The organism is Asanoa sp. NPDC049475, assembly GCF_040676915.1.
Lineage (GTDB): Bacteria > Actinomycetota > Actinomycetes > Mycobacteriales > Micromonosporaceae > Asanoa.
Window position 1 is genome coordinate 341944 of the sequence record NZ_JBFAPY010000005.1, and the last position, 16408, is coordinate 358351.

Consider the following 16408-nt stretch of genomic DNA (forward strand, 5'->3'; position numbering starts at 1 on the left):
CCACGGCGCCTAGCTCTGCGGGCTGTAGCCGAGCTCCTTGGAGACCCGGCCGGCTGCGTCGAGGAGCAGGGGGAGGCTCTCCTTGAGCTTCTCGAGGGTGGCGATGACCTCGATGGCACTGATGGAGATCGCCGCGACGACGCGGCCGCGCGAGTCCCTGACCGGAGCGGCGACACACATGGCGTACGCGTCGTGCTCGCCGTTGTCGGTCGAGTAGCCGTTCGCCTCGATCGTGAGCAGCTCGGCCTCGAGCGAGTCGCGGTCGGCGAAGGTGGTGGGCGTGAAGCGCTCGAAGACCACGTGCGACAGGAGCCGGTCGCGCTCGGCCCGCGGCAGGTACGCGAGAATGACCTTGCCGACGGCGCTGGCGTAGATGGAGACGGCCCGGCCGATCCGCGACGGCAGCGTCACGCCCGCGGGAGTCGGGCTGTCGACCTTGTCGATGTAGATGATCTCGTCGCCGGTGAGCTGGGCCAGGTGCACCGTGTGGCCGGTCTCCCGCTGCAGGCGGCGGATGTGCTCGGCCCCGAACTGGCGCACGTCCAGCGACCCGAGCGCGACCTCGGACAGCTCGATGAGCCCACTGCCGAACACGTACGTGCCGGCCCCGGTCCGGCGGACGAAGCGGGCTGCCTCCAACGTGTGGAGGATCCGCAGGGCGGTCGACTTGTGGACCCCGAGCACCTCCGACGCCTCCGTCAGGGAGAGCGGACGCTCCGCCGCCGCCCGGATCAGGTTGATCGCCCGCTGGATCGATTGCGCCAAAGTGCCCGCCTCTCGGTTGCGTAATGTGCAATCTAGCCCATGCCATGCGCAATGGCTAGCGTTAGTCCGTTGTGTGCCGATGTGGGCCACGCGCCCTCAGCTTGATGCGCACTCTAATGGAAGCGCGCCCATGGCTCGATCATTGCTTAATGTGCAACGCCTTGAATGCGATGTGCAATTCGGTCTTGACAGCGTTGCATATGTCAATACGATCGTTGCAAGCGTGTTACGGACCGAGGCCGAAACGGTCCGGTCCCCTCCGTCCGATGCAGGGAGAGAACGCATGCTCGTGGCCAATCCCCATCGCTCACCGAGATCACGGCCCCGCCGGCTGACCGTCTCCGTTCTGGCCGGCCTGCTCGTCGCCGCGGCGGCGGGAGCCGCAGTCGCGGGACCCGCCTCCGCGGCGCCGTTGGCGCCGTTGGGTCCGAAGGTCATCAAGACCGACGCCCCGCCCACCGGCTACCAGGTCACCTTCCGCTACCAGGCGCCGGAGGGCGTCAACACCGTCCAGATCTACGGCGACTGGTTCTTCGCGCAACCCGACAACGTCGCCGAGAACCGCCCGCCGTCGCAGTGGCAGCCCGGCGACACCGCCGCGACGCCGTGGCACATCCTGCCGATGAGCAAGGGTGCCGACGGGGTCTGGGCGGCCACCGTCCCGTTGCCCGGCGGCACGTTCCGGTACGCGTTCACGCACGACTGCACCGACGACCTCGCGACCGGGTGCACCCTGCACGACGACCCGGCCAACCCGTGGCAGATCCAGCCGCAGTACCCCGGAGCCCCCGGCGCCGTGCGCAGCACGATCTACGTGCCGTCCAGCGCCACGTTCCCGACGTACGACAACGGCTACCAGGCGCCGACCAAGCCGAACCAGTCGGGGACGTTGGAGACCCGGCGGTACCCGTCGCCGTTGTCGACGAACCCGGCCGGGGTGCACGACATCGTCGTCTACACGCCGTACGGCTACAACCCGAACCGGGCCACGCCGTACCCGACGCTCTACCTGAGCCACGGTGGTGGCGACCATTCGACGGCCTGGACCATGCAGGGCGTCGCGCACTACATCCTCGAGAACGCCGTCAAGGACAAGGCCGCCCAGCAGATGGTGATCGTCTCGACGGACTTCAACGGACTGCCGGGCGGCAACCAGGGCTACGCCAACGAGCTCCGCGACAACGTGATCCCGTTCGTGGAGCAGAACTACAACGTGTCCAACCGCTCCCAGGACCGGGCGTTCGCCGGATTCTCGGCCGGTGGCAGTCGGGCGTTCACCATCCTGTACGACAACACCGAGCTGTTCGGCTACCACGCGGCCTGGAGTATCGGCGGCGGCGCGCAGGCTCCGTCCCAGGCACAGGTCGACCGGATGAAGACCGTTCCCGGCGGCATCTTCCTCGGCACCGGCAACCAGGACGGCTCGACCGCGCAGGGGCTGCACGCCCGAGCCGAGGTCCTGCGGTCGCTCGGCATCGACGTCACCGAGCAGTACTTCGACGGCATGCACACGTGGCACGTGTGGCGTCCGTTGCTGAACCACTACATCCGCAACGTGGCGTTCCGTACCACGACGACCGGGCTGACCATCGCGACGGCGCCGGTCAACCAGAACAACGTCAGGCTCACCGCCACCGCGACGGTCGAGCCCGTCACGGCCAACACCGCCGTGCCCACCGGCAAGGTGGACTTCTACGCCGGTGAGAACTTCCTCGGATCGGGCAAGCTGCAAAACGGCGTCGCCACGATCAGCAGGACGTTCCACCGCGGCCTGCTCGACGACGGCCCGGTGACCGCCCGCTACCAGGGCGACAAGCTCTTCAACGCCGACACCAGCGACGGCATCGACGCCCTCTGACGAGTGAACCGGCTCGGGCACTCGACGAAGTGCCCGAGCCGGTCGTCCCCTCAGCTCAGTTGCGCCGGCTCCACTGCTGGTTCGTCCCGCCGTGGCAGGACCAGAGGTGGAGCTTCGTGCCGTTCGCTGTGCCGTTGGCGCTGGCGTCCAGGCACAGACCCGACAGCGGGCTGGTGATGGTGCCGTTGGTGTTGAGGTTCCACTGCTGGTTGGTCTGGCCGTTGCAGTCCCAGATGATCGCCGTCGTGCCGTTGACGGTGCCCTGGTTGTTGGCGTCCAGGCACTTGTTGCCGTACACGGTCAGCTGTTTGCTCGCCGTGTAGGTCCAGCGTTGGTTGGTCCCGCCGTGGCAGTCCCACAGTTGGGCCTGCGTGCCGTTCGTCGTGACGGAACCAGGGATGTCGACACAACGGCCGGACGCACCGCCCACGATGGCGAAGCTCTGTGGGTTGCTCGAGCTCTGCGGCCCGGCGGCGGCCATCACGGCCTGGGCTCCGGACGGCCAGTTGCCGTTGGTCACCGTGACGTTGCCGGACACGACGTTGCCGCGGTCGCCGTTGGTCACGTTGGTGCTGCCGTTGGTCGACCAGTTGTTGGTCACCGTGAAGTTGCCCATGTTCTCGGCGAACCAGTAGTTGGCGGTCGCCCAGGTGCCCGTCGAGGAGAACACGTTGTTGCGGGCGGTGAAGTAGCGCGAGCCCTCGTCGAAGTAGATGCCGAAGTAGCCGTTCGTGCGAAGGCAGTAGTTGTCGCTGACCAGGCCGCCGGGGTTCGCCGACAGGGTGTAGATGCAGCCGCCGTCGTTCATCTGCTGCATCACGTCGTGCACGTAGTTGCCGACCAGGCGGTTGTTGCTGGCCGTCGTCGCCGTGCTGTAACGCGGTTGGTAGTTGTAGAGCCCGCGGTCGGCATAGTGGTTGCTGCCGCCCGCGTCGTTGGAGCCCCAGCCGTAGCCGATCGACATGCCGGTGTACGGCAGGTTGTAGACCTCGTTGTTCGCCACCGTGCTGTTGGTGACGTACGTGGTCAGGACCGAGACGATGCCGCGGTACTCGATGCCGAGGTCGTGCAGGCGGTTGTTGCTGATGGTGACGTCCCGGTTGACCATCCGCTGGTCGCTCGGGTGGTGCGCGTCGGCGCGGACACCGCCGACGACGATGCCGCCGGCCGCGTTGCGGGCGATCTCCGACCGGGTGACCGTGATGCCGCTGGTGCCGAGGCCGACCCCGCTGGAGTGCGCGTTCGCGTCGTTGCCGATGCCGATCGCGGTCTGGCCCAGGTTGACGAACTGCGAGTCGCTGAACGTGATGTTGTTGGCCGCCGAGACCTGCACCGCGGCCGGCATCTGCGCCCAGTTGGGTCGCGTCGCCTCGAACTGGGGGCAACCGTTGTGGCACGAGCTGAAGCTCGGCCAGTTCCAGTTGCCGGTGATGTACGCCCCCGTCTGCTGGTCGACGTAGCCCTGGCTGCCGCTGGCACCGAGCCAGCTCGTGCCGGTGAACGTGATCCCACTGAAGGTGAGGTGGTGGGCGGGTGCGTCGTAGCTGCCTCCCACCGCGACCAGCGACTGGAGGGTGGGCAGTTCGACGCTGACGCTGCTCATGTTCTGCCCGCTGAGCGGAATGTACGACAGCGCGCCCGTCCCGGGATCGAGGTGCCACTCACCGGGGGAGTCGAGGAACTCGTACGCGTTGCTCAGGTAGAGCGGACCCGCCCGGTGCGGGCTGGTGAACGTGTCGTAGCCGAAGTTGTTGTTGCTCCAGCCCGGCTGCTGCATCGTGATGAGGTTGCCGGAGATGGACTGGACCGACACGTAGCGGTCCGTGAACGAGTTGACGCTCTCCATCTGGACCCGGCTCTTGTTGGCCAGGTTGTTCAGGTAGCCCAGGGCGCTGTTCGTGAAGCTCAGTCCGGTGCTGGACGCGGTGAAGTCGCTCCGGTTGACCTGGGTGCGAGCTCGGGTGGCGAGCGCGCCGTTGACGTAGAGCTGCCGGCTGTCGATCCCGGCGCCGACGTTGGAGCGCCAGATGTTCTTCCCGGAGTCGGCGAGGGTCCAGCCGGTGACGGCGCGGGCGCCGCTGATCACGGGTTGCGCGGACGGGGCGGCCTGCCAGAGCACCCGGTAGCCGTTGGTGCCGGAGTCGGCGGCCGAGAACCGCAACGGCGCGGTCAGCCGGTACGCGCCACCGGCGAGCTGCACCACGATGTCGCCGGTCATCGAGCCGACCAGGGTCCGCACCCGGCTCTGCGCGGCGGACAGCGAGCACGGTTGGGCCGAGGTGCAGGCGGTGTCGCCGCCGGTCGGCGCGGCGTACAGCGTGGTGGTGGCCGCGAAGGCGGGTGCGGCCGGGGCGACCAGCACGACGGTCGCGACGGCAAGACCGATGGCCGCCGCGACCGAGGTCGGCCTGCGTATCGCGGTGGATGGGGATCCGAACATGGGACCTCCTGGTGCGGGACGGGACGGGGGTGCCCGGTCGAGGGCGGCACTGCCGTTCGACCGGGGTTGCGCCCGCACGCGCGGTGGTTATCCGGCGAGGTGCCAGATCTCCTCCATCGGCGCCCACCGGCGCGCGGAGTCGGAGCCGCCAAGCGCCTCCTGACAGGGGTCGGTCAGCGTCCACCAGAGCTGCGTCTGCGGATCCGCAGCGATGCGGGCCTGGTCGGCGGCATGGTCCTCTCCGGTGTACTCGTAGTAGCCGAAGAGCAGGTCGTCGTGAAGGAAGATGGTGAAGTTGCGGATGTTGGCGTCGACGAGCGTGCGTTCCACCGACGGCCAGACGGCGGCGTGCAGCCGTAGGTACTCGTCGCGTCGCTCAGGACGCAGCCGCGTCACCATCGCGTAGCGCTGCATTCGAACCTCCTCGGCGTTCATCAGCGGCCCAGCCAGCCGCCGTCGACGGGGAGCACGATCCCGTTGACGTAGTCGGAGGCCGGGGCGGCCAGGAAGACCGTGGCGCCGGCGAGGTCGGCGGGACGGCCCCATCGGCCCGCCGGGATCCGGGCCACGATGGCCTCGTTGCGGGCCGGGTCGTCGCGCAGCGCCTGGGTGTTGTCGGTGGCGACGTAGCCGGGCGCGATCGCGTTGACGTTGACGCCGTGCGCTGCCCACTCGTTGGCCAGTGCCTTGGTGAGCCCGGCCAGTCCGGACTTCGACGCGGTGTAGGCGGGCACGGTGATGCCGCCCTGGAAGCTCAGCAACGACGCCGTAAAGATGATCTTCCCGCTGCCGCGTTCCAGCATCCGCCGGCCGAGCTCCCGGCTCAGCACGAACTGGCTGGTCAGGTTGACGTGCAGGACGTCGTCCCACTGCTCGTCGGTGTGGTCGGCGGCCGGGGCGCGTGCGATGGTGCCGGCGTTGTTGACCAGGATGTCGACCGGCCCGAGCGCGCTGACCTCCGTGGCCAGCCGGCGCACGTCGGCCCGGTCGGCGAAGTCGGCGCGCAGCGCGGTGAACCGGCGGCCGGTCGCCCGCACCCGGCGCTCCACCTCGCTGCCGTCAGGCTCCAGCGAAGCGGACACGCCCACGATGTCGGCGCCGGCCTCGGCCAGCGCGGTGGCCATCGCCAGCCCGATGCCGCGCCGGGCGCCGGTCACCACCGCGGTGCGCCCCGTCAGGTCGAAGAGGGCGTTCACCGTGCCTGCTCCTGCCAGTCGAGGAGGACCTTCATGACGCCGCCGCCGCGTTCGAGGGCCTCGAAGGCCGCTTCGACGCCGCTGACGGGCTCCACCTGTGAGATCAACCGTTCGGGCGCGATGCCTCCGGCGGCGACGAGCCGCACGGCCTCAGCCATGTCGTCGCGCTGGTACAGGCGGGCACCGAACAGGTCCAGCTCCCGCCAGAAGAAGCGGTGCAGGTCGACGGGCCGCGGTTTCGGATGGATCGCGACCATGACGAGCCGGCCCCGGGTGGTGAGCACCGCGACGGCCGTGTCGACGCCGGCGGCGGCGCCGGAGACCTCGAAGGCGACGTCGGCGCCGGCACCGGCGGTACGCTCGTCGACCAGGGCGGTGACGTCAGTCGCCGTCGGGTCGACCGTGTCGACCCCGGTCTCGGCGGCGACCGCACGGCGGAACGGGTCGGGTTCGACGAGCAGGACGTGGGCGCCGCGTCCGCGCGCCACGGTCGCGATGAGCACGCCGACCGGTCCACCGCCGACCACGACGACGAACTCACCCTCGTCGACGCGCGCCCGCCGCACGTCGTGCACGGCGACGGCGACCGGCTCGATCAGCGCCGCGTGCCCCAGCGGCAGCCGGTCGGGCAGGGGGAGCACCAGCCCGGCCGGAACCGTCCACGACTCCTGCATCGCGCCCGGCGAGTCGATGCCGAGGAAGTCCATGGCGTGACAGACGTTCGACCGCCCCCGCCGGCAGGCGACGCACTGACCGCACGTCCGGGTCGGCATGACCGTGACCGGCTGGCCGACCTCGAAGCCGGCCACGCCGTCGCCGACCTCGGCGATCCGTCCGGACATCTCGTGCCCGAGCACCGCCGCGTCGCCGACCCGCGCGTCCATGTCCCCGTGGAAGATGTGCAGATCCGTTCCACAGATCCCCGTGTACGCGACCGCGATGCGCACCTCGCCGGAGCCGGGCGGCCGGGCGTCCACCTCCGCGACGTCGAGCCGCCGTGCGCCCCGGTAGACGACCGCCTTCACGGTGCCACCACGGCCAGCAGCCGCTGCCCGGCACGTTCGGGCCGGACGTTCGGACTGTCGGCGGTCGCGGTGGTGTCGACCGGCCGGGCCGCCGCGATGGCAGGCTCGTCGATCGTCACGCCGAGACCGGGGGAGTCGCCGAGCACGAACGCGCCGCCCTCGACGGACAGGTCGACGTGGACGCCGACCGGTGGTCGCAGGTCCTGCAGCTCGCTGGCCAGGTGGTTGGGCACCGACGTCGCCGCGTGCAGCAGACCGGCCGGAGTGGTGCCGATGGGGCTGACGGGCAGGTCGTGGGCGTGGGCCAACGCCGAGACGCGCAGGAAGTGGGTGACGCCCCAGACTGCGGCGGTCTGCACGATGTCGACCGCCCCGGCCGTGATCAGCGGGCGGAACTGCTCCAGCCCCGTGAGGTTCTCGCCGGTCGCGACCGAAGCCCGCACGCCCTGGCTGACGGCCGCGAGGCCGCCGGCGTCCCACCGCCGCACCGGCTCCTCGACCCAGGTGAGGTCCAGCGCGTCCTCGATCTCGCGCACGTGCCGGACGGCCTGCTTGCGGGTCCAGCACTCGTTGGCGTCGAGCATGAGCCCCGGACGCGGCCCACGGCTGGTGCCGGCCAACACCTCGCGCACCAGGAGCAGGCGGCGCAGGTCCCGCTCGACGTCCAGGCCACCCTTGAGCTTGGCGGCCCGCAGGCCGCGATCGGCGTATTCGGTGTAGAGCTTGACGAGCTCGTCGTCGGTCAGTCCGATGTCCAGACCGGACGCGTACGCCGGCACCACCCGGTCGCGGCCGCCGAGCATCCGCCACAGCGGCTCACCGGCCGCCCGGGCCTTGATGTCCCACAGCGCGGTGTCGAGGGCGCCGATGGTCCCGAAGACGGGTCCGGCGTGACCGGCCTTGAAGGTCTGCCGCAGCATGCGGTCGTAGAGGGCGGTGACGCCCCGGGGGTCCTCGCCCTCGATGGCGGCGAAGACGGAGTCGATGTGCGAGTGGGGACCGAGCCCGATGCCGGTGATTCCCTCGTCGGTGTCGACCATGACGATCGGCACCGGCACGACGCCGTCGGCGTAGACGCCGTTCGCGTCACCGACGGGTCGGCCCCACTCGTGGACCGTCGTCAGCGTTCGATACCCGGTGATACGCATGTCAGCCTTTCGTGGCGCCGGCGGTGACCCCGTCGGCTATCTGGCGCTGGAGGAACAGGTAGAGCAGCAGGACGGGGGCGGCGGCGATCAGGACACCGGACGCGAAGGTCGGGATGTCGGCCGAGTACTGGCCGCGCAGCGCCGTGACCCCGACCATGAGCGTGCGGTGCTCGGCCGACGGCATCATCAGCAGCGCGATCAGGACGTCGTTCCAGCAGAAGAGGGCGTTGAGGATGCCGACCGACAGCAGGGCGGGTGTACCCATCGGCAGCATGATCCGCCGGTAGACGCCGTAGATGCTGTTGCCGTCGATCCGGGCCGCGTCGATGATCTCCGCCGGGATCGTGCGGTAGAAGCTGGTCATCAGGAAGATCGTGAAGGGGAGGAACTGCGCGACGTAGGCGAGGACCAGCCCGGGGTAGGTGTCGATGAGGCCGGTGTCCGCCATGACCCGGGCCAGCGGCACCATGATCACCTGGAACGGGATGAAGAGCGCCGCGAGACAGCCGAGGAAGAGGAACGACGAACCGCGGAAGCTGATCTGGCTCAGGGCGAAGCCGGCCATCGAGCCCAGCAGGAGCAGCAGAATCACGGCGGCGGTGACCACGACGACCGAGTTCAGAAAGTAGCGCTCCATGCCGACGCTGGTCCAGGCGCCGCTGATGTTGTCCCACCGCGGGGACGAGGCGACGGAGAACCGGTCGAGGACGTACTCGCGCCTTGTCTTCATCGCGACGTTTCCGGTGAACAGCAACGGATAGATCGTCGCCAGGGCGAGCAGCCCCATCGGTACGGCCACCAGCCACCGGCTCAGGCGGGCGCGCTGCATCAGGACTCCTTCACGGCGCGGCGGAGCAGGCTGAGCTGGGCCAGCCCGACGACCAGCATGATCACGAAGAGGACCGTCGACGCCGCGGACGCGAGGGCCGGCCGGTTCATCTGGCCCTGCTGGATCCAGATGAAGAACTCGGGAAGGTACGTCGACCCCTCCGGTCCGCCGCTGGTCATGACGTAGAGCAGGCCGAACATGGAGGTCAGCATCCCGATCATCGTGGTGACGAAGACGAACTGGATGGTGCGGGACAGGCCGGGGATGATGACGTGCCAGATCACCTGCGGGAGCGACGCGCCGTCGACGCGGGCCGCGTCCAGCAGCGCACCGTCCAATGTGGCGAATCCGGCGAGGAAGACCACCAGCGCCATCCCGAACGTGGCCCAGATGTGCACGCCGACGACGGCGAACATCGCGACGTCCGGGTCGCCGAGCCAGTCCACGGGGCCGAGGCCGACGGTTCCGAGGGCGGCGTTGAGCGGTCCGTCGAACGCGAGCAGCAGGTTGAAGATCGCGCCGACGATGACCGGGGACAGCACGGCGGGGAAGAAGTAGACGCTGCGGAAGAACCGGTGGCCGGGCACGCGCAGGTAGATGAACGTCGCCAGCAGCCCCGGGATGGCCACCGCGACCGGCAGCAGCAGGACGAGCAGCCCGACGTTGCGCAGCGCGGTCTGGAACAGCGGGTCCCGGAAGAGGTCGGTGTAGTTGTCGAGGCCGACGACGGTGCCGTCGCGGTCGCCGTCGCCCGTGAAGGAGAAGTTGACGCCGAGCGCGAGTGGCCACAGCCGCAGGGCGACGATGATGAGGATCGACGGCGCGACCAGGACGTACGGGGCCAGGCGTTCCCCGCGCATGCCCCGGCGGGAGCGCCGCCCCGCGGCCCGCCCGGCCTGAGCCGGGCGGACCGAGGGGTGCGTGGTGCTGGTGGCCATGCGTCAGGCCGGTTTGTCGGAGGCGGCCAGCTGCTCGAGCGCGGCGTCCACCGTGATGGAACCACTGATGAGCTGCTGGGACAGGCGTCCCATCAGGTCGATCGTCTTCGACGAGAGCGCGACGTGCAGGGCGGGCTTTCCGGCCTTGAGGTCGGAGACGATCGTCGCCACCGCCGCACCTGCCTGGGACACGTCGATGGTGGTGTCGGAGGCGATCGCCCCGGCGTCGGCATAGAACGCGGTAAGGGCTTCGGTCGAGGTCAGGGACCGCACGAGGTCGGCCGCGAGCTTGGGGTCCTTCGTCCACTTGGCGACCCCGTAGCCGATGCCGCCGTCGTACGCGAGGCTGGGTGTGGCTCCGTCGGTGACGACCGGCGCGATCATGACGCCGACGTTCTCCGGCTGCAGGAACTCGTTGAAGTCCTTCCAGTGCCCGATGTCGGACATCAGGCCGATCATGTGCGCCGCCTTGCCGGACTCGAACAGCGCGAACGCGTCGTTGAACATCGCGGTCGAGTTGGCGCCGTCGGTGTTCAGGCCGGCGTCGGCGACCTCTTTCCAGAGCTGGAAGAGCCGCTTGACGCCGGGCGCCTTCCAGTCACGCTTGCCGGCGATCCAGTCGTCGTACTCGGTGGGCGTCAGGATGCCGGAGCCGAGGCCCGACATGAAGAACTGGATGCCGATGCCTTCCTTGTTGCCCTGGCCGAAGCACTTGGCGCCGGCCTTCGCGAGCGCGGTGCAGCCGGCGAGGAACTCGGTCCACGTCTTCGGCGGGTTGTCGGGGTCGAGGCCGGCCTTCTTGTAGAGCGCCTTGTTGTAGTAGACGGGGTGGCCCTGCAACGTCACCGGGGCGGCGTAGGTCTTGCCGTCCTTGCCGAAGGCGTCCCAGCCCGCCAGGCGCTGCTTGTCGGGGGCGATGTACTCGTCGAGCGCGACCAGCGAGTCGACGCGGTCGCGGATCTGGCCACCGCCGTTGAAGAGCATGACGTCGGGGCCTTTGCCGGACTGGATCGCCGCGCCCAGCAGCGTGTAGTACTGCTCGAAGGGCTGCGCCACGAACTCGACCGTCGTGTCCGGATGGTTCTTGGCGAAGTCGGCCTTGGCTTTCTGGATGTACGAGGCGGCCGTGGCGTCGCCGGACTTCCAGTCCCAGACGACGAGCTTGCCGCCGGCCGCGCCCTTGTCCGCTTCCTTGGGGCCGGAGGCGCTGCCGCATCCGGACATGGCCATTACCGCTATGAGGACCGCAGACCACAGTGCTCGCTGCTTCATCGCTGCTCACTCTCCAGAAGGTGCGGGGGAGGACCATCGTGCTCAGAGTGACGAGAAACGTAACTCGTATGACGTTAGACGTCAACACAGTGCCGTATACTGCCGAGATCGGGCTGGGGGCAGGGCACAAGGGCGCGTCCGGAGGGCAACATGACGGCATCAGGGCAACTGAACGGCGCGGCTACCGCGCCTCCGGTCTGGGCGCGGCGGTCCACCAACCTCGCGAAGGCGATCACCGCCGAGTTGGTGCAGCGGATCGTCCGCGGTGTCCACCAGCCCGGCACGCCGCTGCCGCCCGAGCCCGCGCTCTGCGAGACGTTCGCGGTGAGCCGCACGGTGGTGCGCGAGGCGGTGAAGATCCTTCAGGAGAAGGGTCTGGTGCAGGTCCGGCAGGGCACCGGCACGATCGTCACCGCACCGTCCGAGTGGGACATGCTGGACGAGCTCGTGCTCGGTGCGACGATCGCCGAGGACGACGGCGTGGCGGTCCTCGACGACGTGGTGGTCACCCGGCGGGTGCTCGAGTCGGACATGGCGAACGTCGCGGCGCGGCTGGCCGACCAGGACACCCTGGACCTACTGCGCTCCCAGGTCGACCAGATGGACGAGCTCGTCGGCGACCACGTGACCTACGAGGAGCACGACCGCGCCTACCACGACACGATCATGCGGGCGTCCGGCAACCGCATCGCCCGCGCGGTCGTGCGGTCGTTGCAGGGTCAGGTCATCCGCAGTGCCGCCTATCTGGGGCGCACCGAGCGTGCCCTGTGCGTCGCGTCCAACCGGGGGCACCGCCAGATCTACGAGCGCATCGCCGCGCACGACCCCGCCGGCGCCGCCGAGGCGATGTTCACCCACATCACCGACGCCTGGCTGGTCCGCCGCAGCGGACCGGACCCCGTGCGCCTGCGCCGCTAGCTCTCCGCCGGTGTGTAGCCGAGCTCCCGTGAGATGCGCTCGGCCGTCTCCAGCAGCATCGGCAGGCGCTGCTCGAGCTGGCCCAGCGTCGCGATGACCTCGATCGCCGTGATCGACACCGCCGCGATGACGTGACCGCGGGAGTCCCTGATGGGCGCCGCCACGCACATGACGTAGGCGTCGTGCTCTCCGTTGTCGGTCGCCCAGCCGCGTTCGCCGACCCGGGTCAGCTCCGCGTCGAGGGACGCGCGGTCGGCGAACGTGGTGGGGGTGTAGCGCTCGAACTCGACGTGCGCGAGCAGCCGGTCGCGCTCCTCGCGGGGCAGGTACGCCAGGATCACCTTGCCGACGGCGCTCGCGTAGATCGAGACCGCCCGGCCGATCCGCGACGGGAGCTTGACGGCGTCGAAGGCGGCGCTGTCCACCTTGTCGATGTAGATGATCTCGTCACCGGTCAGTTGCGCCAGGTGCACCGTGTGCCCGGTCTTGCGTTGCAGATCTCGCAACTGGGGTGCGGCGAACTGTCGTAGGTCCATCGAGCCCAGCGCCAGATCGGACAGCTCGATGAGTCCGCTGCCGAACACGTACGTGCCCGCCCCGGTCTTGCGGACGAACCGCGCCGCCTCCAGCGTCTGCAGGATCCGCAGCGCGGTGGACTTGTGAACGCCGAGCACTCCGGCCGCCTCGGTGAGCGTGAGCGGATGCTCAGCGGCCCGGCGGATGAGGTTGATCGCGCGTTCGATGGACTGCGCCACTACCCGTACCTCCTCGTTGCACCTTCTGCAATGTACTCGGGATGATGTGCAACCGCCACTTGACAGCGTTGCATATGTCCCTACGATCGTTGCAAGCGTGTTACCAGCGATCGACCACCTGCGGACTCTTATAGGGGAGTTGCGATGAGAAACCCAAGCGTTCGCCGCGGCACGTACGCGGTGACCGCCATCATCGGCTTGGCGGCCGCCCTGCTGACCGGTTGCGGCTCGGACGACGACGGCGGCGACGCCGGCGGCGTCAGCACCATCACCTTCGCGGCGTCGACCTTCGGCGACCCCGGTCGCGGGCCGAAGCTCCAGGCCCTGCTGGACGAGTTCAACGGCAGCCAGACCAGCGTGAAGGTCGAGTCCGCGGCTGTGCCCTACCCCACCTTCGGGCAGACGGTGCTGACCCAGATGGGCAGCGGGCAGGGCCCGGACCTGGTGCGGTTCGACATGCCGGAGTTCGAGGCCGCTTCAGACGCCGGCCTGGTCACGCCGCTCGACGACCTTGTCGACGTCAGCAAGTACACGTTGCTCGCCCAGCCGGACAAGTTCATGGTCCACGACGGCAAGCGGCACGGCATCATCTTCGAGGCGTCCAACTACGCGATGTTCTACAACGCGGACCTCATCAAGACCCCGCCGAAGACCTACGACGAGTTCATGGCCACCGCCAAGTCCCTCACCAAGGACGGCACCTTCGGCCTGGCGTTCCGGCAGACCGAGGCCGAGGAGGCCGGTGTCTGGCAGGACATCTTCAACTACGTGTACGGGTTCGGCGGCGCCTGGTCGGACGGCACGAAGCTGACGATCAACTCACCGCAGAACCTGGCAGGCCTGCAGGCCTACAAGGACCTCTACGACGCGAACGTGATCCCCCGCGGGGCCGACGCCGCCACCTTCCGCCGCATGTTCGCCGAGGGCAAGGTCGGCATGGAGCTCAACAACGGCGGTTACGTGACGGCCACGCGCGGCCAGAACGCCAAGCTGAACTTCTCCGTCGCGCCGATCCCGTTCCCGACCCGCACCCAGGGCGCCATCCTCGCGCCGATCGTCATCAACGAGAACAGCAAGAAGAAGGACGCCGCGGCCACCTTCATCAAGTGGGTGCTGGAGCCGGGCAACCAGGTCAAGCTCCAGGAGATCCTCGGCGCGAGCAGCGTCGCGACCAAGACCGAGCGCAGCGCCGCCTCGCTCGAGCAGACCCCGTTCCTGACGGTCTTCGACGGTCTCACGGAGTCGAGCCTGCCGCAGATCGTCCTCGGGTTCGAAGCCAAGACGCCGGACATCCGCAAGGTCGTCGTCCAGAACGTCATCGCGGCCCTGCAGGGCAAGTCCGACCTCAAGGCGGCCCTCGACAAGGCCCAGCAGCAGGCCACCGAACTGGTCGGTTGACCGGACGACGCCGCCGGCGCGCAGACCTTCGTCGACGCGCCGGCGGCGTCCCACCTCGACAAGGAACCACACCCCCATGACTGTGCTGGAGCGCACGAGCGCCCCCCGGCCCGCGGGCAAGGCCGGCCGCAAGCCGCGTCGACCGAGCCCGCTGGGCAGCCGGTGGACCCCGTATCTCTTCCTGGCGCCGGCCGCGGTGTTCATCATCGTCTTCCAGGCCGTTCCGCTGGCTCAGGAGGTCTTCCTGAGCTTCACCCGGACGACGCTGCTGAACCCCACCCGCAGCACCTGGGTCGGCCTCGACAACTACGCCGACATCTTCGGTGACCCCGACTTCCGTCGGACGCTGCTGACCACCTTCGTCTACGTCGTCGCCTGTGTCGTCGGTGCGGTCGGCTCCGGGCTGCTGGTCGCCCTGCTGCTCAACAAGCGGTTCCGCGGCCGCGGTGTGGCACGCGCTCTCGTCACCGTGCCGTGGGCGGCTCCGGGCATCGCCGTCGCGCTCATCGCGACCTGGATGCTCAACTCGCAGTACGGCATCGTCAACAGGTTCCTGAACGCGATCGGCCTGGGTGTCGATGGCGGCGCGATCCTGGACAGTCCCCGCTACGCCATGCCGGCGATCCTCGTCACGACCATCTGGCAGCTCTTCCCGTTCACCTCGGTGGTGCTGCTCTCGGCGCTCCAGTCGGTGCCGCAGGACCTGACCGAGGCCGCGACGGTGGACGGCGCCGGCCGGTGGCAGACGTTCCGAGCGGTCACCTGGCAGGTGATCAAGCCGACCGTCGGCCTGCTCGCGCTGCTGATGACCATCTGGTCGCTGCGGCGCTTCGAGCTCATCTGGCTCATGACCAAGGGCGGCCCGGTCGGCGCCACGGAGACGCTGGTCATCGACCTCTACAGCCGGGCCTTCGACTCGAAGGAGCTCGGCTCGGCGGCGGCGATCGGCATGGTCGGCGTCGTCGTCTCGCTCATCGTCATCGCCGGCAGTCGGTTCGTCGCCCGCGCCGTCGAGAAGGGAGAGGATCCGCGATGAGGCGGCTCCGCATCGGTCTCACCGCTCGCATCCTCACCGTGCTCGTCGTGCTGGGGATCGCCGTCTTCCCGCTCTACTGGATGGTCGTCACCGCGCTGACCAGCAACACCGACCTGTTCGCCGGCAAAGCCCAGTTGCTGCCCGACCTCTCGCAGATCGGCGTCTTCTTCGACGCGCTGGCGGAGGGCAAGGCCACGGGCTGGCTGCTGAACAGTCTGATCATCGCCGTCGGCACGACCGCCCTGTCGATCGGTCTCGGCATCCCGCTCGGGTACGCCCTGTCCCGCTTCCGGTTCCGCGGCAAGGTCATCGTGACCGTCGTGCTGCTGTTCACGCAGATGCTCCCCGAAGCGCTCATGGTGGTCCCGCTGTTCTCGCTGTTCCGCCGCTTCGACCTGCTCGACTCGCTGACCGGGCTGATCCTCGTCAACTCGGCCTTCGTGCTGCCCATCGTCGCGCTCATCCTCAAGGGTGCGATCGACGGCATACCGGGCGAGCTCGAAGAGGCGGCCCGCGTCGACGGATGCCGTCCGTTCACCGTGCTCACCCGGATCAACGTGCCGCTGATCGCCCCGTCGATCGCCGCGACCGCGGTCATCGCGTTCTTCCACGCCTGGAACGAGTACGTCTTCGCCGTCACCTTCATCTTCGACCCGGAGAAGCAGCCGGCCTCGGTCGGCATCGCCAACTTCATCGGCGAGCTCGGCACTCCCATCCAGACCGTCATGGCCGTGGCGTTCATGTTCACGCTGCCGGCCGTCGCCTTCTACCTGTTCGCGCAGAAGTACGTGGTCGCCGGCATGACCGCCGGCGCGGTGAAGGGCTGACCT

At 69.0% G+C, this 16408-nt stretch carries 15 protein-coding genes; 5 read left to right on the plus strand and 10 right to left on the minus strand.

All coding sequences use genetic code 11. The features are described from left to right. Positions 1–9 precede the first annotated feature (9 nt). Positions 10–765, minus strand: a complete 756-nt coding sequence (locus AB0J88_RS21580) for an IclR family transcriptional regulator (RefSeq protein WP_364353893.1) — start codon at positions 763–765, stop codon at positions 10–12. 283 nt (positions 766–1048) lie between these two features. On the opposite strand from AB0J88_RS21580, the gene AB0J88_RS21585 reads away from it, so the two are divergent. Then, the gene (locus AB0J88_RS21585; protein ID WP_364737960.1) at positions 1049–2623 is read left to right on the plus strand and encodes an alpha/beta hydrolase-fold protein; all 1575 of its coding nucleotides are present in this window, start codon (positions 1049–1051) and stop codon (positions 2621–2623) included. 55 nt (positions 2624–2678) lie between these two features. Here the strand turns inward: AB0J88_RS21585 and AB0J88_RS21590 are convergent, their stop codons facing one another. The 8 genes from AB0J88_RS21590 to AB0J88_RS21625 all read right to left on the minus strand — a co-directional run bounded on the left by AB0J88_RS21590 (position 2679) and on the right by AB0J88_RS21625 (position 11429). Then, positions 2679–5063: a ricin-type beta-trefoil lectin domain protein gene (locus AB0J88_RS21590; protein ID WP_364361615.1), complete on the minus strand. Its 2385-nt coding sequence runs from the start codon at positions 5061–5063 to the stop codon at positions 2679–2681. 87 nt (positions 5064–5150) lie between these two features. After that, positions 5151–5477 (minus strand): L-rhamnose mutarotase, encoded by a 327-nt coding sequence (locus AB0J88_RS21595; protein ID WP_364361613.1) that lies wholly within the window; start codon positions 5475–5477, stop codon positions 5151–5153. Between the two features lie 20 nt (positions 5478–5497). Beyond that, the gene (kduD, locus tag AB0J88_RS21600; protein WP_364361611.1) at positions 5498–6259 is read right to left on the minus strand and encodes a 2-dehydro-3-deoxy-D-gluconate 5-dehydrogenase KduD; all 762 of its coding nucleotides are present in this window, start codon (positions 6257–6259) and stop codon (positions 5498–5500) included. Next, on the minus strand, positions 6256–7284 hold the full coding sequence (locus AB0J88_RS21605; protein WP_364361609.1) for an alcohol dehydrogenase catalytic domain-containing protein: 1029 nt from the start codon (positions 7282–7284) through the stop codon (positions 6256–6258). Before AB0J88_RS21605 ends, kduD begins: the two co-directional genes overlap by 4 nt. Continuing rightward, complete coding sequence (locus AB0J88_RS21610; protein ID WP_364361607.1) at positions 7281–8432, minus strand: mandelate racemase/muconate lactonizing enzyme family protein; 1152 nt, start codon at positions 8430–8432, stop codon at positions 7281–7283. The genes AB0J88_RS21605 and AB0J88_RS21610 overlap by 4 nt, the downstream gene beginning before the upstream one ends. A 1-nt stretch (position 8433) precedes the next feature. After that, the gene (locus tag AB0J88_RS21615) at positions 8434–9261 is read right to left on the minus strand and encodes a carbohydrate ABC transporter permease (protein WP_364361605.1); all 828 of its coding nucleotides are present in this window, start codon (positions 9259–9261) and stop codon (positions 8434–8436) included. After that, on the minus strand, positions 9261–10199 hold the full coding sequence (locus AB0J88_RS21620; RefSeq protein ID WP_364361603.1) for a sugar ABC transporter permease: 939 nt from the start codon (positions 10197–10199) through the stop codon (positions 9261–9263). The genes AB0J88_RS21615 and AB0J88_RS21620 overlap by 1 nt, the downstream gene beginning before the upstream one ends. A gap of 3 nt (positions 10200–10202) precedes the next feature. Further along, positions 10203–11429: an extracellular solute-binding protein gene (locus tag AB0J88_RS21625; protein WP_364361601.1), complete on the minus strand. Its 1227-nt coding sequence runs from the start codon at positions 11427–11429 to the stop codon at positions 10203–10205. Between the two features lie 192 nt (positions 11430–11621). Between AB0J88_RS21625 and AB0J88_RS21630 the strand changes: the two genes are divergently transcribed. After that, positions 11622–12389, plus strand: a complete 768-nt coding sequence (locus AB0J88_RS21630; RefSeq protein ID WP_364361599.1) for a FadR/GntR family transcriptional regulator — start codon at positions 11622–11624, stop codon at positions 12387–12389. Here AB0J88_RS21630 and AB0J88_RS21635 read toward each other — a convergent pair. Then, positions 12386–13144: an IclR family transcriptional regulator gene (locus AB0J88_RS21635; RefSeq protein WP_364361597.1), complete on the minus strand. Its 759-nt coding sequence runs from the start codon at positions 13142–13144 to the stop codon at positions 12386–12388. The two genes, AB0J88_RS21630 and AB0J88_RS21635, sit on opposite strands and share 4 nt — an antisense overlap. 144 nt (positions 13145–13288) lie before the next feature. Here AB0J88_RS21635 and AB0J88_RS21640 point away from each other — a divergent pair, with 144 nt between their 5' ends. The 3 genes from AB0J88_RS21640 (at position 13289) to AB0J88_RS21650 (ending at position 16405) form a co-directional block, all read left to right on the plus strand. Next, positions 13289–14542, plus strand: coding sequence for a sugar ABC transporter substrate-binding protein (locus AB0J88_RS21640; protein ID WP_364361595.1), 1254 nt, complete (start codon positions 13289–13291; stop codon positions 14540–14542). Between the two features lie 76 nt (positions 14543–14618). Beyond that, positions 14619–15578: a sugar ABC transporter permease gene (locus AB0J88_RS21645; RefSeq protein WP_364361593.1), complete on the plus strand. Its 960-nt coding sequence runs from the start codon at positions 14619–14621 to the stop codon at positions 15576–15578. Beyond that, positions 15575–16405 (plus strand): carbohydrate ABC transporter permease, encoded by an 831-nt coding sequence (locus AB0J88_RS21650; protein ID WP_364361591.1) that lies wholly within the window; start codon positions 15575–15577, stop codon positions 16403–16405. The genes AB0J88_RS21645 and AB0J88_RS21650 overlap by 4 nt, the downstream gene beginning before the upstream one ends. Positions 16406–16408: the final 3 nt, after the last annotated feature.

Bases quoted from the DNA above. Each gene is read 5' to 3' on its own strand.
- AB0J88_RS21585 (WP_364737960.1), top strand. From the start codon at position 1,049: ATGCTCGTGGCCAATCCCCATCGCTCACCGAGATCACGGCCCCGCCGG.
- AB0J88_RS21640 (WP_364361595.1), top strand. From the start codon at position 13,289: ATGAGAAACCCAAGCGTTCGCCGCGGCACGTACGCGGTGACCGCCATC.
- AB0J88_RS21615 (WP_364361605.1), bottom strand. From the start codon at position 9,261: ATGCAGCGCGCCCGCCTGAGCCGGTGGCTGGTGGCCGTACCGATGGGG.
- AB0J88_RS21610 (WP_364361607.1), bottom strand. From the start codon at position 8,432: ATGCGTATCACCGGGTATCGAACGCTGACGACGGTCCACGAGTGGGGC.
- AB0J88_RS21590 (WP_364361615.1), bottom strand. From the start codon at position 5,063: ATGTTCGGATCCCCATCCACCGCGATACGCAGGCCGACCTCGGTCGCG.
- AB0J88_RS21650 (WP_364361591.1), top strand. From the start codon at position 15,575: ATGAGGCGGCTCCGCATCGGTCTCACCGCTCGCATCCTCACCGTGCTC.
- AB0J88_RS21630 (WP_364361599.1), top strand. From the start codon at position 11,622: ATGACGGCATCAGGGCAACTGAACGGCGCGGCTACCGCGCCTCCGGTC.
- AB0J88_RS21645 (WP_364361593.1), top strand. From the start codon at position 14,619: ATGACTGTGCTGGAGCGCACGAGCGCCCCCCGGCCCGCGGGCAAGGCC.
- AB0J88_RS21595 (WP_364361613.1), bottom strand. From the start codon at position 5,477: ATGCAGCGCTACGCGATGGTGACGCGGCTGCGTCCTGAGCGACGCGAC.
- AB0J88_RS21625 (WP_364361601.1), bottom strand. From the start codon at position 11,429: ATGGCCATGTCCGGATGCGGCAGCGCCTCCGGCCCCAAGGAAGCGGAC.
- AB0J88_RS21620 (WP_364361603.1), bottom strand. From the start codon at position 10,199: ATGGCCACCAGCACCACGCACCCCTCGGTCCGCCCGGCTCAGGCCGGG.